The 22775-nt window shown below is 66.7% G+C and carries 20 protein-coding genes, 3 tRNA genes and 1 pseudogene; 1 reads left to right on the forward strand and 23 read right to left on the reverse strand.

What is annotated here, in order from left to right:
- The 14 genes from rpoB to rplJ all read right to left on the reverse strand — a co-directional run.
- Positions 1 to 2115 (reverse strand): DNA-directed RNA polymerase subunit beta (gene rpoB / locus HOV91_RS32030; protein WP_174189039.1); only part of this gene is annotated, 2115 nt, incomplete at its 3' end.
- Between the two features lie 409 nt (positions 2116 to 2524).
- A complete protein-coding gene (locus HOV91_RS32035) occupies positions 2525 to 3268 on the reverse strand; it encodes a hypothetical protein (RefSeq protein ID WP_174189040.1) in 744 nt (247 codons plus the stop codon).
- 10 nt (positions 3269 to 3278) lie between these two features.
- Positions 3279 to 4067: a hypothetical protein gene (locus HOV91_RS32040; protein WP_174189041.1), complete on the reverse strand. Its 789-nt coding sequence runs from the start codon at positions 4065 to 4067 to the stop codon at positions 3279 to 3281.
- A 106-nt stretch (positions 4068 to 4173) separates the two neighbouring features.
- Positions 4174 to 5415 carry an MCE family protein gene (locus HOV91_RS32045; protein ID WP_174189042.1) on the reverse strand — a complete coding sequence of 414 codons (1242 nt, stop codon included), beginning with the start codon at positions 5413 to 5415 and terminating at the stop codon, positions 4174 to 4176.
- The gene (locus HOV91_RS32050) at positions 5412 to 6650 is read right to left on the reverse strand and encodes an MCE family protein (protein ID WP_174189043.1); all 1239 of its coding nucleotides are present in this window, start codon (positions 6648 to 6650) and stop codon (positions 5412 to 5414) included. The genes HOV91_RS32045 and HOV91_RS32050 overlap by 4 nt, the downstream gene beginning before the upstream one ends.
- Positions 6647 to 7879 (reverse strand): MCE family protein, encoded by a 1233-nt coding sequence (locus tag HOV91_RS32055; protein WP_174189050.1) that lies wholly within the window; start codon positions 7877 to 7879, stop codon positions 6647 to 6649. The genes HOV91_RS32050 and HOV91_RS32055 overlap by 4 nt, the downstream gene beginning before the upstream one ends.
- A 37-nt stretch (positions 7880 to 7916) precedes the next feature.
- Positions 7917 to 8927 carry an MCE family protein gene (locus HOV91_RS32060; protein ID WP_246351246.1) on the reverse strand — a complete coding sequence of 337 codons (1011 nt, stop codon included), beginning with the start codon at positions 8925 to 8927 and terminating at the stop codon, positions 7917 to 7919.
- The gene (locus HOV91_RS32065) at positions 8927 to 10003 is read right to left on the reverse strand and encodes an MCE family protein (protein ID WP_174189044.1); all 1077 of its coding nucleotides are present in this window, start codon (positions 10001 to 10003) and stop codon (positions 8927 to 8929) included. Before HOV91_RS32065 ends, HOV91_RS32060 begins: the two co-directional genes overlap by 1 nt.
- A complete protein-coding gene (locus HOV91_RS32070; RefSeq protein WP_174189045.1) occupies positions 10000 to 11349 on the reverse strand; it encodes an MCE family protein in 1350 nt (449 codons plus the stop codon). The genes HOV91_RS32065 and HOV91_RS32070 overlap by 4 nt, the downstream gene beginning before the upstream one ends.
- A complete protein-coding gene (locus tag HOV91_RS32075; RefSeq protein WP_438822712.1) occupies positions 11346 to 12209 on the reverse strand; it encodes an MlaE family ABC transporter permease in 864 nt (287 codons plus the stop codon). The genes HOV91_RS32070 and HOV91_RS32075 overlap by 4 nt, the downstream gene beginning before the upstream one ends.
- 3 nt (positions 12210 to 12212) lie before the next feature.
- Positions 12213 to 13007 (reverse strand): MlaE family ABC transporter permease, encoded by a 795-nt coding sequence (locus HOV91_RS32080; protein ID WP_051046989.1) that lies wholly within the window; start codon positions 13005 to 13007, stop codon positions 12213 to 12215.
- Between the two features lie 11 nt (positions 13008 to 13018).
- A complete protein-coding gene (locus HOV91_RS32085) occupies positions 13019 to 14095 on the reverse strand; it encodes an ABC transporter ATP-binding protein (RefSeq protein ID WP_174189053.1) in 1077 nt (358 codons plus the stop codon).
- Positions 14096 to 14336: 241 nt separating this feature from the next.
- Positions 14337 to 14717: a 50S ribosomal protein L7/L12 gene (gene rplL, locus HOV91_RS32090; RefSeq protein WP_043733084.1), complete on the reverse strand. Its 381-nt coding sequence runs from the start codon at positions 14715 to 14717 to the stop codon at positions 14337 to 14339.
- A 55-nt stretch (positions 14718 to 14772) separates the two neighbouring features.
- Positions 14773 to 15312: a 50S ribosomal protein L10 gene (rplJ, locus tag HOV91_RS32095; protein ID WP_174189046.1), complete on the reverse strand. Its 540-nt coding sequence runs from the start codon at positions 15310 to 15312 to the stop codon at positions 14773 to 14775.
- Between the two features lie 438 nt (positions 15313 to 15750).
- Here rplJ and HOV91_RS32100 point away from each other — a divergent pair.
- Positions 15751 to 17376: pseudogene (locus HOV91_RS32100) on the forward strand (MFS transporter); the annotation flags it as partial.
- 65 nt (positions 17377 to 17441) lie between these two features.
- On the opposite strand, the gene rplA reads toward HOV91_RS32100, so the two are convergent.
- The 9 genes from rplA to HOV91_RS32145 form a co-directional block, all read right to left on the reverse strand.
- Entirely contained in the window at positions 17442 to 18155 is a 714-nt protein-coding gene (rplA, locus tag HOV91_RS32105) for a 50S ribosomal protein L1 (protein ID WP_174189048.1), read from the reverse strand.
- Positions 18156 to 18305: 150 nt separating this feature from the next.
- Positions 18306 to 18740, reverse strand: a complete 435-nt coding sequence (gene rplK, locus HOV91_RS32110) for a 50S ribosomal protein L11 (protein WP_063051596.1) — start codon at positions 18738 to 18740, stop codon at positions 18306 to 18308.
- Between the two features lie 98 nt (positions 18741 to 18838).
- Positions 18839 to 19627: a transcription termination/antitermination protein NusG gene (gene nusG / locus HOV91_RS32115; protein ID WP_043733217.1), complete on the reverse strand. Its 789-nt coding sequence runs from the start codon at positions 19625 to 19627 to the stop codon at positions 18839 to 18841.
- Between the two features lie 117 nt (positions 19628 to 19744).
- On the reverse strand, positions 19745 to 20140 hold the full coding sequence (secE, locus tag HOV91_RS32120; RefSeq protein WP_174189049.1) for a preprotein translocase subunit SecE: 396 nt from the start codon (positions 20138 to 20140) through the stop codon (positions 19745 to 19747).
- 108 nt (positions 20141 to 20248) lie between these two features.
- A tRNA-Trp gene (locus HOV91_RS32125) sits at positions 20249 to 20321 on the reverse strand.
- A gap of 221 nt (positions 20322 to 20542) precedes the next feature.
- Complete coding sequence (locus HOV91_RS32130) at positions 20543 to 21610, reverse strand: fused (3R)-hydroxyacyl-ACP dehydratase subunits HadA/HadB (RefSeq protein WP_312884837.1); 1068 nt, start codon at positions 21608 to 21610, stop codon at positions 20543 to 20545.
- Positions 21611 to 21794: 184 nt separating this feature from the next.
- Positions 21795 to 21965, reverse strand: coding sequence for a 50S ribosomal protein L33 (gene rpmG / locus HOV91_RS32135; protein WP_011211653.1), 171 nt, complete (start codon positions 21963 to 21965; stop codon positions 21795 to 21797).
- A 42-nt stretch (positions 21966 to 22007) separates the two neighbouring features.
- Positions 22008 to 22083 (reverse strand) — tRNA-Met (locus tag HOV91_RS32140).
- Positions 22084 to 22159: 76 nt separating this feature from the next.
- Positions 22160 to 22232, reverse strand: a tRNA-Thr gene (locus HOV91_RS32145).
- Positions 22233 to 22775 lie beyond the last annotated feature (543 nt).

Raw genomic sequence — 22775 nt, forward strand, 5'->3', positions numbered from 1 at the left:
GTTCTTACCCAAGGCCATCTCACCGTTCTCGGTGCACGGACCATCAGCCAGAACCTGACCACGCTCCACCCGCTGACCCTCATCCACAATCGGACGCTGATTAGCACACGTACCCTGATTCGACCGGGCGAACTTCCGCATCCGATAGGACTTACGCGTCCCGTCATCGGCCATCACCGTGACGTAGTCGGCGGAAACCTCCTCGACCACACCGGCCTTCTCGTTCACCACGACGTCGCCGGCGTCCACGGCCGCACGCAACTCCATACCGGTGCCCACGATCGGCGCCTCGGAACGGATCAGCGGCACAGCCTGACGCTGCATGTTCGCGCCCATCAGGGCGCGGTTGGCGTCGTCGTGCTCGAGGAACGGGATCATCGCCGTCGCGACCGACACCATCTGACGCGGCGACACGTCCATGTAGTCGACCTCGGTGGCGGCGACGAGCTCGTTCTCTTCGTTGCCCCGGCGGCACAGCACCCGGTCCTCGAGGAAGCGGCCGTCGGCGTCGACCGGCGAGTTGGCCTGCGCGCGAACGTGCCTGTCCTCCTCGTCGGCGGTCAGGTAACGAACCTCGTCGGTTACCCGGCCGTCGACGACCTTGCGGTACGGGGTTTCGATGAAGCCGAACGGGTTGACCCGCGCGTACACCGACAGCGAGCCGATCAGGCCGATGTTCGGGCCTTCCGGCGTCTCGATCGGGCACATCCGGCCGTAGTGCGACGGGTGGACGTCGCGGACTTCCAGGCCGGCGCGCTCACGGGACAGACCACCCGGGCCGAGCGCCGAGAGGCGGCGCTTGTGGGTCAGGCCCGACAGCGGGTTGTTCTGGTCCATGAACTGCGACAGCTGGGACGTTCCGAAGAACTCCTTGATCGCCGCGACGACCGGGCGGATGTTGATCAGGGTCTGCGGCGTGATCGCCTCGACGTCCTGAGTCGTCATCCGCTCCCGGACCACGCGCTCCATCCGGGACAGACCGACCCGGATCTGGTTCTGGATCAGCTCGCCGACGGTACGCAGACGACGGTTGCCGAAGTGGTCGATGTCGTCCACTTCCACCGGGACCTCCACGCCGCCGGGGGCGGTCATGGTCTTGTCGCCCGAGTGCAGGCGCACCAGGTACTCGATGGTGTTGACGATGTCTTCCTTCGTCAGCACCGAACCGATGACCTGCTCGCCCAAGTGGATGCCGAGCTTCTTGTTGATCTTGTACCGGCCGACGCGCGCCAGGTCGTAGCGCTTCTCCTTGAAGAACAGGTTCTCCAGCAGGGTCTGCGCCGACTCCTTGGTCGGCGGCTCGCCCGGGCGCAGCTTGCGGTAGATGTCCAGCAGCGCCTCGTCCTGACCGGCGGTGTTGTCCTTCTCCAGGGTCGACATCATGATCTCGGAGAAGCCGAAGCGCTCGACGATCTCCTCGGTGGTCCACCCCAGCGCCTTGAGCAGCACGGTGACCGGCTGGCGGCGCTTGCGGTCGATGCGAACGCCGACGGTGTCGCGCTTGTCGACGTCGAACTCCAGCCACGCGCCGCGCGACGGGATGACGCGCACGCTGTGCAGGTCCTTCTCCGTGCCCTTGTCGACGCTGTGGTCGAAGTAGACGCCCGGCGAACGGACCAACTGCGAGACGACCACGCGCTCGGTGCCGTTGATGATGAACGTGCCCTTGTCGGTCATCATCGGGAAGTCACCCATGAAGACCGTCTGGCTCTTGATCTCACCGGTGTTGTTGTTGATGAACTCCGCCGTGACGAACAGCGGAGCCGCATAGGTCATGTCCTTGTCTTTGCACTCATCGATCGAGGCCTTGACCTCTTCGAAGCGTGGGTCGGAGAAGGACAGGGACATGGAGCCGGAGAAGTCCTCGATCGGGGACAGCTCCTCGAGTACCTCCTCGAGGCCTCCGACTAGGCCGACGTCGCCGCGAGCGGCCGCGCGCTCACGCCAATCCGGAGAACCGATCAACCAGGCGAACGATTCCGTTTGTAGATCGAGAAGTCCGGGCACCTCCAAGGGTTCACGGATCTTCGCGAAAGACACCCGCAACGGGGCTCCGGGGATTCCGGCAACTGCCTTGGTCTGGGTGGAGACTGCCAAGATGCGTCCTTCCAGCACCTCACGCGCGTCGCGTGGTGGTCCGCGACCGTCGCTTGTCTGCTACGAATTCCGCTGGTTACGACCCGAACGAAACTCGAACAGGCACCAACGGAAGTAACACCGGAAGGGTGGGACTTACGTGTGCGAATCGAGGTATGGACAGGAGGCAGCCAGCGCAACGTCCAAACCTACACCCAAGTACACGGGGGTGTCAAAGTACCACCCGTGTGATCGTCCGCATGGCTGGCGCGCCGGGCCGAATTCGCTGGCTGCGTCGTGAGCCGCGGTGCGCTGGAAGCCACTGTGACAGCTGCCGCTGTTGTGAATAGCGTGACGGTTCGGGCGAAACTCGTCAAGTGGCAGGCCCGGCCGGAGCGCCGACGAGATCGCCTGCCGCGCTGCGTCATCCCGGCTGATACGGCGGCCGTTACTGGTCCACGATGTCGCTGGCCAGCCAGCGTCCGTCCACCTTCTGCATGTGCAGGACCACCGGACCGGCGACGCTCTGCTGCGCCACGCCGTCCTTGGTCGCGCTGACCACCAGATTGACGATGATTTCCGCGCGATCGCGAGTGAGCAACGTCACGGCAATCGGATCGGCTTTCGCGTCGGCACTGGTCTGGGCCTGCTTGACCGCCGAAATGGTGGTGTCGGCGTACTTGTCCAGATCGGCCAGCATCTTTCCGGTGAGCACCTGTTTCGCGGTGTCCCGGTAGCCGTCGATATTCTTCACGTCGTAGGCGTAGACGGCCCGCAGGGCATTGTCGGCGGCCGCCCGCACTTCTTGAGTGGCCTCGTTGTCCACATAGGCCCGGTTCGACGTGTCGACCCCGGGCCGCTGCGCCGCGAACCACGCGAAACCGCCCAGCAGGATCGCCGCGATCAGCATGGCCGCGATCACCCCCCAGCGCGGGCGCCCCGCCTGCGGCCGCCGCGCGCGATCAGGCTTCGGCTTCCGCGGCGCCGAACCCCGCCACCGCGACATGCCGCGCGCGCCGAGACGTTGTTCGGTGTGCGCGGCGCCCGGTTCGGCAGTGGGCCGGGCAGCGCCCGCGACGCGTGGTCTACGGGCCGCCGTGGGCCGCTCGACCCGCGTGGACCCGGCCCGCGCCGGTTGCGTGGCGGGCCTGCGCTTGGAGGTGACGCGGTTGACCGGTCGGCGCGACGTCATGGGTGTCCTCCTACGATCCCGGCTTCGGCGCGGCGGGCTGGTCGGCCGCCGGTGCGGCCGTCTGCTGGGCGGGGCCGCCGCTCAACAACACCGGCTGGCTGAGCGAAGAGATCTGCTCGGCTTTCCAGACCGCCCCGTCCTTGGCCAGGTCGACGGTCCAGGTGTAGCGGTAGTCGGCGGGCGGCTTGTCCTTGCCGTTCTCCGTGACATGCAGCACGACCAGGGCCGACGCCTTGTCCTCCTCGCTGTTGAGCGAGGTGAGCGCGGCGCCGAGCACCTTCGAGGTCATCCCGATCCCGCTCTGCTGGGCCAGCTTCTCCGCCTGGTCCTTGTTCTTCGTGGCCGAGTCCAGCAGCGGGCCGGTCATCGAGGACCTGGCCAGTGCCAGCGAGCCGGGCACGTCGTCGATGTTCATCGAGGTCATATTGAGCGCGGCTTGGCGGGCGGCGTCCAGGGCGGTGTCGCGGGCGTCGGCGCGCGGCCCGTCGGTGAGCGCGGCGCGCACCCAGCCCGCGCCGAACCACGCGGCAGCGATCACGGCGACCGCCAGCAGCGCGGACGAGCCGGCCAACGCCAGCCGGCCGAGCGTGGACGTGCCACGGGGGTGCTCGAGCTTTGCGCCGGCCCGGTCGGCAGCGGCCTTCCGCTCGCCTGCGTCCGGCTCGGCGGAGGGGGCAGCCGTGTCCGCCGCTGCCTTCGCCGTGTCCGAGGCGGCCTTCGCCGTGTCCGGCACTGCCTTCACCGTGTCCGAGGCGGCCTCCGGCGCCGCATCGGCCTGCTCGGTGGGATCGGCGGTCACGACAGCGCCCCGCCGTCGCTCGGCTCGGTCGCGCAGCAGGGCCGCGTGCCCGTTGTTCGCTCGGTCCAGTCAGTCACGCGAGACACCCTAACGTCATTGCTCCTGGTCACCGCTTCGGCGTGACCCCCAGCAGGGTCGACAACTGCACGGCGACCGGAGTCAGGTTCAGCTTTTCCGGATCGGTTTTGGGGTTGGAGTCCCAGGGCTGCACGATGGCCGGGTCGGCGTACTCGGCTCGCTCGCCGCCGCGGACGGCGGTCGGATTACCGAACGGCACCAGACATTTGGCGTCCTTGTTGAACGGGAACTCGTCGCGCGTGTCGTCGAAGTCCGGGTTCTGCGCCTTCATCTGCTCCAGAATGCGGTACGTGCCCTCGTAGCCCACGGTACAGGTGGGCGGATTGTTGACCTCGAGCACCAGACCGAAGTGGCTGGTCCCGTCGCCGGGGGCGGTGGAAGACCCGCCGATCGACAGCTGCGGGAGCATCTGCAACAAGGGTTTGATCGCGTAGAACTTCGGCGAGATCGCCTGCAGCAGCAGCCGCAGGTTGGCCAGATCCTGGGTGAGCGAGCCGCCGCTCTCCTCGATCAGCGCGCCGAGCTGCTCGCCCGCGTCGGTCCCGGTGCCGATGAGCCTGCGCACGTCGGGGTCGCTGGAGCGCAGCTGGTCGGTGAGCTTGTCGAGGCCGTCGCTGAATTCGCGGATCGCGGAGGACTGCTCGGCCTGCGTGCCGAGGGCGACGCGGCCGTCCCGGATCAGCTGGACGGTCTGCGGCAGCGTCGCGTGGAAGGTCTCGGTGAACTGGTTGAGCGAGTCGATCAGCACTTGCAGATCGTCACCCTTGCCGTCGAACGCCTTGCCGAGTTCGCGGACCGTGGTGTTGAGCGCGTTCAGGTCCACCGAGCCCGCGAACGTGTCCACGCTCGACAGCAGCTCCTCGACCGACACCGGCAGGGTCGCCGAGGTGATCTCGGAGTTGTCGCGCAGGTACGGGCCTGCCTCCGAGTCGGGCTGCAGGTCCACGTACTGCTCGCCGATCGCGGAACGGTTGGCCACCACGGCCTTCGCCGAGGCCGGGATCTTCGGCGAACTCGAGTCGATGACGAGATCCATCACCACGCCCTCGCCGGTGAGCTCCAGCGCGCCGACCCGGCCGACCGGCACGCCGCGATAGGTCACCTCGGCGCCCTTGTAGATGCCGCCGGTCTGTGCCGCGCGCAGCTTCACCGTGTACTCGTTGAGCCCGAACAGGTGGTCGAGCCGGATGTACTTGCCGCCGACGTACACCACGCCGAGCACCGCGATCACCACGAACGCGATGAGCTGCCACCGCACCAGACGGGTCATCGCGGACCACTCCCTACGCCGAGTTGCTCGAGGATCGCCCCGACCGGACCGGGCACGCCGGGCGCGGGCGGCTGCGCCATCAGTGGCGGCAGCGGCAGGATCGACACCGTCGGCCAGCCCGGACGCGGGCCGTTGCCGTTGTAGTACGGATTGGTCGGGTTCACCGGCACGGGCGGCCCGACCGGCGGGATGTACACCGGATCGGGTTTGCCCACACCGAGATTGCCGAGCGTCACGCCGATCTGCTGGTCCACCGACAACCACGTGTTCACACTGCCGCCGAAGGTGCTCTCCAGCGCCGAATCCGGGAACGGGTAGGTCGGGATCAACGGAACGGCCGCGACCAGATCCGGCGCCGAACGGCCCAGCTCCTGCAACGTCGGCCGCAGGGCGGTGAGGTCGCGGATCAGGTCGTCCTTCGAGGTGTTCAACACGTCGAAGCCGGCCTCGCCGAGCCGGTCCAGCTGGGCGAGCAGGCCGACCAGTTGCGGGCGCTGCTCTTCCAGGATCTTGATGCCCTGCGGCAGCTGGTCGAGAATCTTGCCGATCTGATCGGTCTGCCTGCTGACCCTGGCGCTGAGCACGTCGAGGCCGTCCAGCGCGCGGGTGATGTCGTCCACCTGCTCGTTCAGGCCACCGATCAGCGTGTTCGCCTGCTCGATCAGCGAGCGCACCCGGTCTTCCCGACCGCCGAGGGTCTTGTTCAGCTCGGTGACGATCGGCTGCAACTGCGCGACGCCGCCGCCGTTGAGCAGCAGCGACAGCGCGCCGAGCACCTGCTCGACCTCGGTGGCGTGCCGGGTGCGGTCGACCGGGATGACCGAGCCGTCGGTCAGGCGGGTGGGCTCCGGATCGGCGGCGGGCCGGGACAACTCGATGAACTTCTCGCCGAGCAGGTTCGACTGCCGGACCTCGGCGCGCGCGTTCGCGGGCAGGTCGACCGACGAGTTGACCAGGGTGCGCACGGTGGCCGTCCACTGGTCCTTGCCGATGCTGATCTTCTCGACCCGGCCGACCGGCACGCCCTCGACCTTGACCGCCGACTGCGGCACGAGGTCGAGCACGTCGTCGAACTGGATGTCGATGTGCATCGGGCGCTCGCCCACGTCGGCGCCGCCGGGCAGCGGCACGCTGTAGATGCCGTCGGCAGCGCAAGACGTGACCAGCGCGGCGGACAGGCCGAGCGCCAGGGCCGCGCCGAGCCCCCGCGCGGCGGAACGGATTCGAATGCTCATCGCTCCCCTCCCTGCGACGGCGGCAGCCGGTCCGACGGCGTGCCGGGCACCGTGCCCGGCACCGGGTCGCGCTGCTGGTTCTCGCCGCTGAGGATGCCGAACGGCAGGTTCAGCGTCGGGGTCTGCACCCCGGCGGTGATCTGGTCGGTGATCTCCTTGCAGTGGTCCAGGATCGGCCGCATCTGCCTGCCGAGCGCCTCGAACTTGGGATCACCGGGCATCAATTTGGACAGGTCGAGCATCTTGCACACCACGCCGAACGGGTCCTGCAGTTCCGGGAAGTTGGCGCGCATATCGAGGGTGCCCGATTCGGCATTGTGCACGTTGATCAGGTTGCTCAACGCCACCGGCAGCACCGGCAGCAGGGCGGCCACGTCGTTGCGCTGATCCGCCAGCGTCTGGGTGAGCTGGATCAGCCCTTCGGCGTTGCTCGCGATCAGATCCCGGTTGTCGTCGACGAAGCGGGCGACATCGCCCAGCGCGATCGACAGCAGATGCAGCGCCGCGCCGAGGTCCTGACGCTCCTCGGCGAGGAAAGTCGACAGGTCGGCCAGCTGGGTGTTGAACTGCCGCACCTGTTGGTCGTTCTGGGCCAGCATGGTGATGAAGGCCTGCAAGTTCTTGACCGTGTCGAAGATGTCCCCGCGTGCGTCCGCCAGGTAGCGCGCCGCCCTGGACAACTGGGTCAGACTGTTGGCCAGCGCCTCGCCGTTGCCTGCCAGGTTCGCCGCGCCGGTGCGCACCAGCTCGTTCACCGCGCCCTCGGCGTTGGCGCCGTTCGGGCCGAGCGCGTCGGAGAGTTCGGTGATGCTCTTGTACAGCTGGTCGACCTCGACGGGCGTGGCCGTGCGCTCGCGCGGGATGGTCGCGTCGCGCGCCATCTTCGGGCCGCCGGTGTAGGCCGGGGTGAGCTGGATGTAGCGGTCGGAGACGATGGAGGGCGTGATCTGAGCGGCCCGTGCGCCCGCGGGCACGTCGTACTTGCGGTCCACGCTCATCACGACTTCGACCTGATCGCCCCGCGGCTCCACCGAATCCACCGAGCCGACCGCAACGCCGAGGATCCGCACGTCCGAGCCCTCGTAGATGCCGACCGAACGATCGAAGTACGCGGTGATCCTGGTGGTGGTCATCCGGTTGAACAGCCACCACAGCACCACCGCCACCAGCACCGCGAGGACCAGGACCAGCGCGATGCCCACCTTGGCGCCGCGGCTGGAACCGCGCACCGCACCGACCGGATCGCTACGCCAGTTGTCCGCCACGTCAGTTACCTCCCAAGGTGCGGATCGGCTGACGGTAGCCGGGGATGTCGGGCAGTGCGGGCGGCAGCACGTTCACGATCACCGCGTCGAACCAGCGGCCGGTGCCGAGCACGTTGGCGTAGAGGCTGTAGAACGGCGCCGCGAGTTCCAGCGTCTTGGAGATGTTCTGCTGGTTGGCATTGAGCAGATCGATGGAGGCGCGCAGATTCGTCAGCGCGGGGCCGATCTGCTCCTCGTTGTCGTGCACGAGCGCGCTCAGCTCCGCCGAGACCGTCTGGGCGCCGGACAACAACTGCCGGATGGACTGCTGCCGGATGTTCAGCTCGGCGAGCAACTGGCCGCCCGAGGCCAGCAGCCGCTCGAACTCGGCATTGCGGTCGGCGAGGATCTGGGTGGTCTGCCTGGTGGCGGCGAACAGCTTCTTCAGCTCTTGGTCGCGCTTGGCCAGCGTCTCCGACAGACGGGCGACGCCGTCGATGGAGCCGCGGATCTCCGGCGGGGTCGTCTCGAACGCCTCCGACAGCACCTGCATGCTCTTGGCCAGCTGGGCGGTGTCGATCTGATCGATGGTGCGCGCCGCGTCGGTGAACGCGTCCACCACGTCGTACGGAGACACCGTGCGCGAGAGCGGAATCCGCGAACTCGGATCGGCCGGCTTCGAGCCGCGCGGGTCGAGCGCGAGGTACTTCTGCCCGAGCAGTGTCTTGATCTGGATGGACGCGGTGGTCGCGTCGCCGATCCAGGTGTCCTTGGTGCGGAAGTCGACGAGCACCCGGTCCCCGGCGAGCCGGACGTCGGACACCGAGCCGACTTTGACGCCCGCGACCCGGACTTCGTTGCCTTTTTTGAGACCGGCCGCCTCGCTGAATTCCGCGGTGTACTTGGTTCCCGCCCCGATGATCGGCAATCGGTCGAGGTAGAACGCCGAGACCGTCACCAGCAGCACGATGGCGATGCCGAGCACGCCGAGGAAGGCCGGGCTGCGCTTGCCGAGCAGAATGCGGTCGTCCATCAGCGAGCCTTCCCATGGCAGCGCGGCGCCGCGTTGGTGTACAAGGGCTGGTTGATCGTCGGCAGACCGGCGGGCAGGTTCAGCTGCGGCGCGTCGACCGCGCCCGGCCCGACGACGATGTCGATGCCGCACAGATAGAACTGGAACCAGGAGCCGTAACTGGCGGCGCGACCGAGCTTCTCCATCTTCAGCGGCAGGTTGTAGAGCGCCTCGTTCACCTCGTCCTGACGCTCATCGAGCGTGCCGGTCAGCTGGCTCAGACCCGCGATCGAGCCCTGCAGCGTCGGGCGCACCGGCACGAGCAGGTCCGATGTCGCCGAGGTCAGGTCGGCGAGCGAGGTCACCGAGCGCCCGATCGTGTCGCGTTCGGCGTTCAGGCCGCTGATCAGCGCCTCGGTGTTCACGATCAACTGGTCGAACTGGTCGTCGCGCTGGTTGACCGTGTCCAGCACGGCGGTCAGATTGCGGGTCAGCTCACCGATCACCGCGTCCTTGTCGGCGATCTTGTTGGTCAGGTTCGCCGTGCTGGCGACCAGATCGCGGATGGTGCCCTGCTCGCCCTGGAAGACCTGGATGATCTCGAAGGACAGTTTGTTCACGTCGTCGGCCGTCAGCGTGCGGAACAGCGGCCGGAAGCCGTTGAACAGCGTGGTCAGATTCAGCGCCGGCCTGGTGCGCTCCAGCGGGATGGTGCCGCCCTCGTTCAGCTTGTGGCCCTGCTCCCCGGTCCCCTGCTCCAGCGCGATATAGCGCTGGCCGACCAGGTTGCGGTACTTGATCGTGGCGGTGGTCGAGGCGGGCAGCCAGTCCCGGTCGGTGAGATCGAATTTCACCTCGGCCACGCGCTTGTCCACGATCGAGACCTTGGTGACCTTCCCGACCCGGACGCCCGCGATGCGGACCTCGTCGCCGGGGTTGAGCGCGGTGACGTCGCTGAACCTGGCTTTGAATCCCGTGCCGCCGCCGCTGTAGTTGGCGATGGACAGCGCGAGCATCGTGGTCACGAACAACGTCACCACGACGAAGACGATCAGCTTGGTCAGCGACCCGCCCAGGCCGCGTAGCCGCTCCTTCATCGCACGCTCACCTCGCTTCCGCGGAACGCGGGCGCACCGGCCCTGGTCACCCAGCCGGGCACCTGGTCCGGGGCGACACCGTTGGCCGCGCCGTAGATCGCGCCGAGCGAATGCTGCTCCATGGGCGAACCCGCGATCGTCGGCATCTTGCTCGCCGGGTGGACGCCGAACTGCGGCGGCGCCAAGTGGCCGATCTCCTGGTCACCGGGGTTGCGGCTGGGGACGGCGTAGGAACCGTCGTTGTTCGGGCCGCCGGTGTACTGGCCGGGGTCGACACCGAGCGGCATCTCGGGGATGCACCACGGCCCTCTGGGGTCCAGCCAGCGCGGCTCGTCCTGGTTGGGCAGGTACTTGCCGCGGGTGTTGGTGAGTTCGATGGTCACCCGGGAGCCGGGCTGGTCGGTGCCCTTGCCGAAGATTCGGTCGATGCGCGGCTTGAGCTGCGCGAAGTTCGCCAGCGCGCAGGCGTAGTTCGGCGAGTAGTAGGCCAGCTGCTCCAGCGCGGGACGGGCGTCGGCGGCCACGTCGACGATGTTGTCGCGGTTGGCGATCAGGAACTCGGTGGTGGTGGCCGAGGTCGGCGTCAGCGTCGCGTAGAGGAGGTCGATGTCGGTGCGCCGCTGCACGATCGTGGCGTTGGTCGTGCGGAGATTGTCCAAGGCCTGGATCAGCTGCGGGGCGGCGTCGGAGTAGGTGGCCGCCACCTCGGCGAAACTGCGCAGGTCCGCTTGCAGATCCGGCAGCACGACATTGACTCGGCGGAAGGCGTCGTCCAGTTTGTCCACGGTCTGGCCGAGGGCGAGGCCCTGACCGGCCAGCGCCTGGGACAGCGCGCCCAGGGTGGCGGCGAGATCCTGCGGCGGGATGGACTGTAGGAGCGGTAGCAGGTCGTCGAGCAACTTGCTCAACTCGACGGCGTTGCCGCTGACGTCCTGGCGCAGCGTGACGCCGTCGGTCAGGTGCTGCGTGCTGGGGTCCTCCGGGATCACCAGGTCCACGTAGCGCTCGCCGAACAGCGTCTTGGGTAGCAGGCGCGCGGTCGCGTTGGCCGGGATCTGCTGCGCCTTCTCCGGATCGATGGCGAGGTTCAAGGTCACCTCGCCACCCTCGGACCTGCTCGAGCGCACCTCGCCGACGTTGATGCCACGCACCTTGACGTCCGCGTGGCGGGTGAGCGCGTTGCCAACGCTGTCGGTGATCAGGTCGACGTGCACCGTCCGCACGAACTGCTTGTTGTAGATCGCGACGGTGACCCACAGGAACAGCGCGACCACGACGAAGAACGCGATGCCCAGTACTCGAATACGCAGTTTCTCGGTCGAGCGCCAGGTCTGGGTGCGGCTCATCCGGCCACCCGCACCGTGGTGGTGGTGCCCCAGATCGCGAGGCTGAGGAAGAAGTCGAGGATGTTCACCAGCACGATCGCGGCGCGGACCGCGCGGCCGACCGCGACGCCGACGCCCGCGGGTCCTCCGGTGGCGTGGAACCCGTAGTAGCAGTGCACCATGATGATCACGAACGCGAAGACCAGCACCTTGAGGAACGAATAGAGCACGTCCTCCGGTGGCAGGAACAGACTGAAGTAGTGGTCGTAGGACCCGCTGGATTGCCCGTTGAACCAGATGCTGATCATCCGGGACGCCAGGAACGTGCCGAGCAGTCCGACGATGTAGAGCGGGATCACCGCGAGGAACCCGGCGATCACCCGACTGGTGACCAGGAACGGTATGCCGGGCACCGCCATCACCTCGAGCGCGTCGATCTCCTCGGAGATCCGCATGGCGCCCAACTGCGCGGTGAAACCACAACCGACCGTCGCCGAGAGCGCGAGGGCCGCGACCAGCGGCGCGATCTCGCGGGTGTTGATGTAGGCGGTGAGGAAGCCGGTGAGCACCGAGCTGCCGAGCGCGTCGAGGGCCTTGAAGCCCTGCAGGCCGACGACCACACCGACGGAGCCGGACATGAACACGATGACGCCGATGGTGCCGCCGATCACCGCCAGCGCGCCGGTGCCGAAGGTGACCTCGGCGAGCAGCCGCATGACTTCCTTGCGGTAGTGCACAGCGGTCCGCGGGATCCACGCGATGGCGCGGGTGTAGAACGACATCTGCTCGCCCGCGCGGTCGATGACGTTGAGCGGCATACGAGCGACTTCACCCGCCCGGCGCATGGACTTGGCGACCGGGGTTCGGTATGACGTGGCCATCGGTCAGGCGCCCTTGGCCGGGACGACCTGTAGGTACACCAGGGTCAGGATGAGGTTCACGAAGAACAGCACCATGAATGTGATCACCACGGATTGGTTCACCGCGTCACCGACTCCTTTCGGGCCCCCCTTGGGATGCAAGCCCTTGTACGCGGCGATGACACCGGCGAGCAAGCCGAACACCGCCGCCTTGATCTCACCGATCCACAGGTCCGGCAATTGCGCGAGAGCGGAGAACGACGCGAGGTACGCGCCCGGGGTGCCGCCTTGCAACAGCACGTTGAAGAAGTACCCGCCCGCGATGCCCACCACCGAGACCAAGCCGTTGAGCAGCAGCGCGACCAGCATCATGCCGATCACGCGGGGCACCACCAACTTCCGCACCGGATCGACGCCGAGCACTTCCAGTGCGTCGATCTCCTCGCGGATGGTGCGCGAGCCGAGGTCGGCGGCCACCGCCGACCCGGCCGCGCCCGCGATGATCAGGGCCGTCACGACGGGAGCCGCCTGCTGGACTGTTGCCAGCACACTGGTCGCACCGGTGAAGGATTCCGCGCCCAATTGCTTGATCAGCGAACCGGTCTGCAATGCCACGACCGCGCCGAACGGAATCGCGACCAGCGCGCTGGGCAGGATCGAGACGCTCGCGATGAACCACGACTGCTCGATGAACTCCCGCCACTCGAAGGGACGACGGAATGTCTTCCGCAAAACGTCGATGAGCAGCGCAAATATATTGCCGGCCTGGGCAAACCCCGACTCCAGGGGAGTTCGCAATCGCGCCAGGGTCGAATTCACGATCGCAGATGTTACCCGTTAGTTGTGTTGTGTCGCACGGTGGTGTCGTACGCGCCGCCCTGATAGTTAGCCAGGTCGCCGCTGTTGTACGCCATCACCTGCGTGTCGTCGTTATCCGCAAGTGATTCGCGGATCGCGACCTGGGCGGCGTGGGGCAGCGTGTGCATGATCTCGCGGACGCGCTCCTTGCGCCGGATCGCGCCCTGGCGCACCGGCATACCCGGCGTGGCCCGCATCTGCGGGATGATGCCCTCGACCTCTTCGGCGCCGCCGTGATGGTGCCCGGCGTCCACGAGCGCCTGCTCGCGCGCCATCTGCGCCTCGTCCTTCTCCTCGGACATGCCGATCGGGCCGATCATGCGGCCGTTGAGGAACTGCTTGACCACCGGCTCGTCGGAGGTGAGCAGCACTTCGCGCGGACCGAACATGACCAGCTGGCGACGGAAGAGCATGCCGATGTTGTCCGGCACGGTGCGCGCGAGGTTGATGTTGTGCGTGACGATGAGGATGGTGGCGTCGATCTGGGCGTTGATGTCGATCAGCAGCTGAGACAGGTACGAGGTGCGCACCGGGTCCAGACCGGAGTCCGGCTCGTCGACGAGGATGATCTGCGGATCCAGCACCAGGGCGCGGGCCAGCCCGGCGCGCTTGCGCATACCGCCGGAGATCTCGCCGGGCAGCTTGCCCTCGGCCCCGAGCAGACCGGTGAGCTCCAGCTTCTCCATGACGATCTTCTTGATCTCGGATTCGCTCTTCTTGGTGTGCTCGCGCAACGGGAACGCCACGTTGTCGAACAGGTTCATCGACCCGAACAGCGCGCCGTCCTGGAACAGCACGCCGAACAGCTTGCGGATCTCGTAGAGCTCCTTGTTGGAGCAGGTGGTGATATCGGTGCCGTCGATGTAGATGGAGCCGCGTTCCGGGCGCAGAAGTCCGATCAGCGACTTCAGGAACACCGACTTACCGGTGCCGGACGGGCCGAGCAGCGCACTGACCTCGCCCGAGGGCAACGTCAGAGATACGTCCTGCCAAATTCGCTGTGAACCGAAAGATTTGGTTACACTCTCGGTCCTGACCTCGACGCCCACGCCAACCTCCACAATTCTCAGCGAGCTGCCCACCGGCGAACCGCGCGCTCGGGCATCGCGGTGCGTCACGTCACAGTGGGTTCGGTCACTGTAACCCATGAGAGAGACCGGGCACACCCCGACCTGACTGCAGAGTAACTCCGCAATCCTTTTGGTATTGGCGATTGCGCCGAGATTGCCGGTGAACGCAAACGGGCGGTCCCACAAAGGGGACCGCCCGTTCGGCGTGTTCGGTCGTGAATTACTTGACCGAGACCTTCGCGCCGGCCTCTTCCAGCTTCGCCTTGGCGGCCTCGGCGGCCTCCTTGGCGACCTTCTCCAGGATCGGCTTCGGAGCGCTCTCGACGAGGTCCTTGGCTTCCTTCAGACCCAGGCCGGAGACGATCTCGCGGACCACCTTGATGACCTGGATCTTCTTGTCGCCGGCGCCCTCGAGGACGACGTCGAACTCGTCCTGCTCCTCGGCGGCCTCGGCCGGAGCCGCGGCACCGCCGACGGCGGCGACGGCGACCGGAGCAGCCGCGGTGACCTCGAACTTCTCCTCGAACTTCTTCACGAAGTCCGACAGCTCGAGCAGGGTCATGTTGCCGAAGGTCTCGAGCAGTTCGTCAACGTTGGCCATTGTTGTTTCCCTTTCGGTAGTTGATGTCTATGCGGGCGAGTCGTGCCGCCCGGTCTTACTCGGCGGCAGTTCCGCCTTCTTCGGCCTGCTTCTTCTCCTGCAGCGCGGCGGCCAGGCGGGCCACCTGCGAGGCGGGAGCGTTGAACAGACCGGCGGCCTTGGCCAGGTTGCCCTTCAGCGCGCCGGCCAGCTTGGCCAGCAGCACCTCGCGGGTCTCCAGGTCGGCGATCCGCTCGACCTCGGACACGGACAGCGGAGCGCCGTCCATGTAGCCGCCCTTGATGATGAGCGCCTTGTTGTCCTTCGCGAAGGTCTTTAGGGCCTTGGCCGCGTTGACCGGCTCACCGGTGATGAAGGTGATCGCGGTCGGTCCGACGAACAGGTCGTCGAGGCCTTCCACGCCCGCCTCGGCAGCGGCCCGCTTGACCAGGGTGTTCTTGGCGACGGAGTACGTGGCTTCGGCGCCGAGCGCGCGCCGCAGCTCGGTGAGCTTGCCGACCGACAGGCCACGGTATTCCGTGACGACGGTGGCCGTCGAGCTCTTGAACTGCTCCGCGATCTCCTCGACCGCGGTGACCTTCTCGGGTTTCGCCATACTTCGCCTCCTCTCTGATTGGTCGGTTCGTATACGCGAACTACCGATCAGGGGCCGGCGACAAAACAAACGCCCCGAACGCAGAGCGTTCCGGGGCGCAACAGAAAACCGATCGGGCAAAGACCCGGATCAATTCCCAGCCTCGGCTCTCCCTGCGTGGGCCGCCGGCAATGTCGCCGGACCTTCGACCGAACCCATGCGGGATCGGCGACCAACGGTCTTCGGTAGAACGGATTGGGTAGCGATCGAACTCGTCGATAACTGCCGTCCAATGTACCTGCACAGGTTCCCATCTGCCAAAACGACCCCGGCGAGAACCGGATCGAAACGCGTTCACCGTGCGGCAACTGTGTCGCGCCTCACATTTGAATCCGACTGTGGCCGACATCGCCCAAGGAAAGTGTTACTCGCGGTGACAGTTAGCCTCTACGCTGCCGAACTATGGCAACCTCCATAGTCGATCCACCGAAGGTGCTGGAACGACGCACCGCCCGCTTCGCCGCCTTGGCCGTGATCTGCCTGGCGGAACTACTCGTCGTCCTGGACAACACCATCGTCAACGTGGCGCTGCCCTCCCTCGACGTCGACCTGTCCACCGGCATCAGCGGCCTGCAATGGGTGGTCGACGCGTACACGCTGACCTTCGCGGGACTGTTGCTGGCTTTCGGCAACCTGGGCGACCGGTACGGCCGCCGACGGGTCATGGTGATCGGCCTGGCCGGTGTCGCCGTCATGTCGATCGGCGGCGCACTGTCGGACTCCATGGGAGCGGTCATCGCGGCGCGCGCCGCCATGGGCGTCTTCGCCGCCGCCGTCTTCCCCGCGACGCTCGCGCTGATCATCAATATCTTCACCGAACGAAGGGAGCGCGCGCTCGCCATCGCCGCGTGGACCGCCATGGCGGGCTTCGCGATCGCCATCGGCCCCATCTCGGGCGGCTGGTTGCTCGAACACTTCAGCTGGCACGCGGTGTTCTGGATCAATGTGCCTGCCGCGCTGGTCGCTGCGGTCGCGACGCTGATCTGGGTGCCCGAGTCGCGCTCGTCCCGGGTGGGCGAACTCGACATGCTCGGCATAGCGCTGTCCATCACCGGCATCACGTCGCTCGTGTGGTCGATCATTGAGGCGCCGCGACACGGCTGGCTGTCGGCGCCGACGCTGGGCACCGCGGCGCTCGGCGCCGCGCTACTCACCGGATTCGTCACCTGGGAATTGCGTACCGCCACACCGATTCTCGATCTGCGACTGTTCCGCGATCGTCGATTCTCCATGCCCGCGCTGGCCATCGCGGTCGGCTATTTCTCGATGTTCGGCTTCCTTTTCCTCATCACCCAATATTTTCAGGGCGTACGGGAATACACGCCGCTCGAATTCGGCATCGCCTCTTTGCCCTTCGCGTTCTCGGTCGCCGCGGGCGCTCCCATCGCCACCCTCCTCGCACAACGGCTCGGCGCCACGCCGGTCATCGTGTTCGGTCTGCTGCTTACCGGAGCGGGTCTCTACCTCGGTGGTCAGGTGACCGTGGACAGCGACTATCTCACCGACGTGCTGCCGTCGATGGTCTCGATGGCGCTCGGCCTGGCCATCGTGCAGGGCCCGGCCACCGAATCGATCATGAACTCACTGCCGCTGAACGAGGCGGGCGCCGGATCCGCGGTCAACGACACCACCCGGGAGATCGGCGGCACGCTCGGCGTCGCCGTGCTCGGCTCGATCGTGGCTTCCTACTACAGCAGCCGCATCGCGCCGCGCATCGACGCCGTACCTGCCGGGCTGATGAACGACGACGAGAAGGGCCTGGTGAAAGCCAGCCTGCTCAGTGTGATCGAAATGCGTAAACGTCCGCTGCCGCCGTTCTTCGAGACCCAGCGCGAGAACCTGATCGTCGCGATGAAGACCGCGATGCTCGAAGGTTCGCATGCCGCGTCGCTGGTGGCAGCGGGCGCGGTCGCCGTGTGCGCCGTACTCGTGGCGATCTTCCTGCCGTGGGGCGCGCAGCCCGGCGAGTCCATGCTGCTCGAATGGCGGAAATCGGCTGACGCGCAGGGTGATCAGACGCCATAGCGCCGATCGCACAACGGCGGGAACGCGTATGCGTTCCCGCCGTTGTGGTCGAGCTCAGCTGCTACTTACGCTTCCTCTTCGAGGAGGTTGCGGGTGCGGTTCGGGTCCACCGGGATGCCCGGTCCGGTGTTCGTCGAGACCGTCACCTTCTTGACGTAGCGGCCCTTGGCGGTCGACGGCTTGGCACGCAGGATCTCGTCCAGCGCGGCGCCGTAGTTCTCCACCAGCTTGGTGTCGTCGAAGGACGCCTTGCCGATGACGAAGTGCAGGTTGGCCTGCTTGTCGACGCGGAAGTTGATCTTGCCGCCCTTGATGTCGTTGACGGCCTTGGTCACGTCGGTGGTGACCGTGCCCGTCTTCGGGTTCGGCATCAGGCCGCGCGGGCCGAGAACACGCGCGATCCGGCCGACCTTGGCCATCTGGTCCGGGGTGGCGATCGCGGCGTCGAAGTCCAGCCAGCCGCCCTGGATCCGCTCGATCAGGTCCTCCGCGCCGACGGCGTCGGCGCCTGCGGCCTCGGCCTCGGCGGCCTTCTCGCCCGCCGCGAACACGATGACGCGGGCGGTCTTACCGGTGCCGTGCGGCAGGTTGACCGTGCCGCGGACCATCTGGTCCGCCTTGCGGGGATCCACGCCGAGACGCACGGCGACCTCGACGGTCGCGTCGGTCTTGGTGCTGGAGGTCTCCTTCGCCAGGCGCGCGGCGGCCAGCGGGGAGTAGAGCTTGGTGCGATCGACCTTCTCGGCCGCGGCGAGGTACGCCTTGCTTCGTTTTGCCATGATTCTCTGTCCTGTTCGATCGGCGGCGCTCTCGGAGCTCTCCGTGGTCACGCAGGCTTCCGCCTCCGAGCCCGTCGCTCGCGCCGCTGTGTTGTAGTTCAGACGTGGTTATCGGGCCTGGCCGGCCCTCCCACCAGGGAGCGGTTGCGCTCAGCCTTCGACGGTGATGCCCATCGAACGCGCGGTTCCCGCGATGATCTTGGCCGCCTGCTCGATGTCGTTGGCGTTCAGATCTTCCTGCTTGGTCTTGGCGATCTCGCGCACCTGGTCCATGGTCACCTTGGCGACCTTGTTGCGGTGCGGCTCCGCCGAGCCCTTCTGCACGCCGGCGGCCTTCAGCAGCAGCTTGGCGGCGGGCGGGGTCTTCAGCTTGAAGTCGAACGACCGGTCCTCGTACACCGAGATCTCGACCGGGATGACGTTGCCACGCTGCGACTCGGTCGCGGCGTTGTACGCCTTGCAGAACTCCATGATGTTGACGCCGTGCTGACCGAGCGCGGGGCCGACCGGAGGGGCCGGGTTCGCCTGGCCGGCCTGGATCTGAAGCTTGATGATCCCGGCGAGCTTCTTCTTCTTGGGGGGCATCTTTCTTTCCTAGGTGTTTGTTGTCCTTGCTCTTTGCAAGTCTGGTGGATCAACCCGCGGCACGGGCCGATTCCTCCCGTCGCTGACGGAACGGAGCGCTAGATCTTCGCCACCTGGGTGAACGCCAGCTCGACCGGAGTCTCGCGGCCGAAGATCGACACGAGCACCTTGAGCTTCTGCTGTTCGGCGTTGACCTCGGAAATGCTGGCGGGCAGCGTCGCGAACGGACCGTCCATGACGGTCACCGACTCGCCGACCTCGAAGTCGACCTCGATGACCGGCTTCGGCGCGACTTCGCCGCCCGCCGTCTCGGTGGTCGCGGAAGCGGCCGCCGCGGCGGGCTTCTTCTGCTGCTGCGCGGCCGGGACGAGGAACTTCACCACGTCATCGATGGACAGCGGCGAGGGGCGCGAGGTGGCGCCGACGAATCCGGTGACGCCGGGGGTGTTGCGCACCGCGCCCCACGACTCGTCGTTGAGTTCCATCCGGACCAGGATGTAACCGGGCAGCACCTTGCGGTTGACGTGCTTGCGCTGCCCGTTCTTGATCTCGGTGACCTCTTCGGTGGGCACCTCGACCTGGAAGATGTAGTCCTCCAGGTCCAGGTTCTGCACGCGGGTCTCGAGGTTGGCCTTCACCTTGTTCTCGTAGCCGGCGTAGGAGTGGATGACGTACCACTCGCCGGGGGCGCGCCGCAGCGCGGCCTTCATCTCGGCGACGGGATCGGCGGGCTCGGCGTCGACGGCCGGGGCAGGGGCGGACTCAGCGGGCTCCGATTCCTCGACCGCGGGCTCGTCGGTCGCGAACTCCTCGACGGAGTCGGTGGGCTCGGCCACCGCGTCGTCGGCCGGGAACTTGTCGTGTGTGTCGTTCTCCGGGGTGCTCACTGGGGCACTCGCTTCCTGTGTCGTCACGTACATCCTCTGCGTGCCGGGCCGGGCGCGCGGCGAAATACTTCCACCCGTGTCCGCCCCGGGATCGGCTACCGGCGTCGGCGTGTTCAGCTAGCCGAACAGCCAGTTGACACCCTTGATGAACGCCAGATCCAACCCGCTGATGAACGCGACCATGAAAATCACGAACACCAGAACAACGCTCGTATAGGTGACCATCTGCTTCCGGTTGGGCCAGATCACCTTGCGCAGTTCCGCGATGACCTCACGCAGGAACTTGATCAAACGCTTGAACGGATTACCCGACTTCTTACGTTCGGCCCGATCGGTCTTGGTTGCCTTCCGCGACGGACGATCGAGCGTGGCGACCGTGCCCGTGTCGACCTGAGAGGACGCAGTACGAGTCCGCCGAGCAGACCGCTTTCCGCTCGGCCGTGCCGTCGCGGCGGTGTCATCGCCGTCGTCGGCGGCATGTGCGCCGCGGCGAATATCCCGCTCGTCGCTCACGCCTTCTCCTCGCTGCGCTCGGTGCCGCCGTGCGCGATGCGCGCTGTGCCAATGGCTCGCTCGCTACGCTCGCTCACGTCGATCCTCTCTCGTCGCCGGCAATCAGGGCAGGGGCGACAGGACTTGAACCTGCAACCTGCGGTTTTGGAGACCGCTGCTCTGCCAGTTGAGCTACGCCCCTTCGGTTGGACATCGATGTCCGTCCAACCACTGTTCGATATTCAGTTGTGCTCCGGTGTCACACAACACGCGCGCCACTCCGGCAGTTGCCGGCCCCGTCGGCGATCCTCCCGGATCACCTGGAACCAGCCCCACAGAGCAGCGCGCAGCGGCTGGCGACCCCAGAAACCTGAGTGTACGTTACCGTGCGCGCCATTAGCCAATCCGGGTCGCCGTAGCTGGTCAGGCCAGCTGCACCGTGGCCGTGGCGCGGCCGAAGATCTTCTTCCCGGCCGACTTCGCCACGATGGCCACGACCGCCGTCTTCGACTCCGGATCGACCGATTTCACCTTACCGGTGTACTCGATCTCGGCGGCCTCGTCGGTGCCCACGTAGACCGGGCTGGTGAAGCGGACGTTGTACTCCTTGATCGCGCCGGGATCGCCGAGCCAGGAAGTGACGAACCCGCCACCGAGACCCATGGTGAGCATGCCGTGCGCGACGACGTTGTCCAGGCCGACCAGCTTCACGACCTCGTCGCTCCAGTGGATCGGGTTGGCGTCGCCGGAGACGCCTGCGTAGTTCACCAGATCGCCGCGGGTGAGCCGGACGATACGCGTCGGCAGCTCGTCGCCGACCGAGACGTCATCGAAGCGGATGGCGTGCTTGGTGCGCACTGCCTCCGGCGCCTGCGCGACGGGTGCGGGTGCCTGGGTCACGGCGGGCGTGCTGCGCGGGCTGTGTCCCGGCGCTTCCTCGCCGATGCCGTGCATGAGCACGTTGCGGACGGCCGCGTTGAGGTTCGGATCGATGTCGGCGCCGCTGCGGCCCACCAGGGTGGTGTAGGTGGTGAGCACCAGTTCGTCGTTCTGCGCGGTGACGATGTTCTTGGTGACCATGATGTCGCCGCCGAAGGCCTGGCGGAACGAATGCAGATAGACGTCGCAGGTGAGCTGGTCGCCGACCTTGATCGGGCGATGGAACTCGAGGATCTGGTCGGTCTGCATGATCTGGCTGAGGTCGTAACCGGTGACGACCTGCTCGAACAGCTTGCGCTGGGCCAGGATGCCGACCAGGGAGATGAAGGTGACCGGCGCGAGCAGGTTGTCGTACCCGTACTCCTGCGCCACGTCCTCGTCCCAGTGCACCGGGTGGTAGTCCTGCACGGCGCGGGCGTATTCACGCACCTTCTCGCGGCCGACCTCGTAGTAGTCGTCGACGCGGTAGTGGTGACCGACCATCGCCGCGGCATTCGCCGCGGGGTCGAGCTCCTCGCCCGTCTGGACCGCTTCGTCTGTACCGGTGTTGATTGTCACGGGAGGACTGTACCTATCTGACCCCGTCACCCGGAGTCTGCGGAGCGCTCACCACCGCACCCGCACCGTGAAAATGCGTCAGGGCCGGACAGCTGTCCGGCCCTCGCGGTGCCACGGCCCGAGATACCGGGATGCGACTCCCGGCGCCTACACCACGCGGTAGTTCACGCGCGGAGGACTAGCGGGATTCGCGGTGCGCCCGGTGCGTGCCGCAGTTCGGGCAGAACTTCTTCAGCTCCAGCCGATCCGGGTCGTTGCGCCGGTTCTTCTTGGTGATGTAGTTGCGGTGCTTGCACTGCTCGCAGGCCAAGGTGATCTTTGGCCGGACATCGGTGGACTTCGCGGCCACGATATGCCTTCTTTCCGGTACCTGATGGTCTTGTATCGGTTGTGGTAGCGATGGCCGGACTTGAACCGGCGACACAACGATTATGAGTCGTTTGCTCTACCGACTGAGCTACACCGCCACGGCGTCGCATTGCCATGGTGCCGAGCCCGCACTACGGGAGCGATGCCGAGTCGGTCACCACCGGCAATCCGGCGAGCCCCCTAACGGAATCGAACCGTTGACCTTTTCCTTACCATGGAAACGCTCTGCCGACTGAGCTAAGGGGGCATGACTACTTCCGCACCGAGCTCTGGACGCTCGACCCCAGCGCGGTGAAGTCTTGAACGAGGTTACACACTCACCGCTCCCAGCACCAAACCGCGTGGTCAAAGAGGTGTTTCCGGCAGCTCGGACACAGCGATTCAGTACCCGTTCATCCACTTTGCGCGTGCCCGGCCGCTGCCGCAACTGCGTCGCGTACCCAGCGGCCGGTCCGAACAGACCGGGCCGCGAACCCGCTGCAAGACCCGCACGTGCGCGAGCACGACAGAGCGATGTGGGCGTCGACTGTCAGATCGCCCCGATCAGAGCGCCCGACTGAAGCGATCAGCAGAGGCGGTTGACGAAGGCAATCGGCAGCGCTGGTTGACGAAGGCGGTTGATCGGCGGGAACGGCGGAAGCGGACGCAATGGCAAAACGGCGGCGGGGGGATGCGCGCACTCGATTCTGCTCCACTGCTCCGGCGAATGACGTCATGAATCGACGTACAGGTACAACGAAACGCATGTGACCAACGCAACCACGGGAAGGGGGTCCGGGGGGGCGAAGCC

The sequence above is a fragment of the Nocardia barduliensis genome (genome assembly GCF_013315795.1).
GTDB classification, from domain to species: Bacteria; Actinomycetota; Actinomycetes; order Mycobacteriales; family Mycobacteriaceae; genus Nocardia; species Nocardia barduliensis.